The sequence below is a fragment of the Dietzia natronolimnaea genome, from assembly GCF_002289575.1.
Classification (GTDB): Bacteria; Actinomycetota; Actinomycetes; order Mycobacteriales; family Mycobacteriaceae; genus Dietzia; species Dietzia natronolimnaea_A.
The window spans coordinates 1-567 of the sequence record NZ_NTGA01000115.1 but is presented as its reverse complement, the minus strand read 5'-3'; the positions used below and the strand labels follow the sequence as shown (position 1 = coordinate 567).

Annotated in this window: 1 protein-coding gene; it reads left to right on the top strand. The window is 72.5% G+C overall.

Translation table 11 applies throughout. The annotated features are described in order from the left end of the window. A partial coding sequence (locus CEY15_RS17905) for a DUF222 domain-containing protein (RefSeq protein ID WP_141244347.1) occupies positions 1-567 on the top strand: 567 nt, incomplete at both ends.

Here is a 567-nt window from a genome sequence, read left to right as displayed (position 1 = left end):
TCGGAGGTCGTCGGCGCCCTGGCCCGGGACCTGGACGGGGGCCACCGCCCCAGCCGCACCGCCCTGGACACCGCGGTCGACGCAGCGAGAGAACGCCACGATCCCCGGGCCGCCGAACACGCCGTGGCCGACGCCGCCGAACAGCGCACCGTCCGGTTTCGCCCCAGCCGCAACGGCATGACCAGCATGTGGGCCCACCTGCCCAGCAGTGACGCCGAGAAGCTGCGCCGCCGCATCGAGGCCGCCGCCCGCACCGCCTGGCAGTCCGGCCATCCCCGCACCCGCAACCAACTACGCGCCGACGCCCTGTGCGCCCTCGGGGACCCCAACACCGACGACATCTGCACCCCCGTACGCCATGCCGAAGACACCGCCCACAACGCTGACAGTGCCGAAGGCGCCGACACCGCTAGCACGGATGGGCCGCGGCTCGGGGCGTCCTGGGGCACCGAGCAACCAGTGCGGATCTCGGTCATCGACAGCCTCGCCCAGGGCCTACCCAACCGCGTGCAGTTCGTCACCGGCGCCTACGCCAGCTTCGACTGGCTGTGCGAGGAACTACTCTCC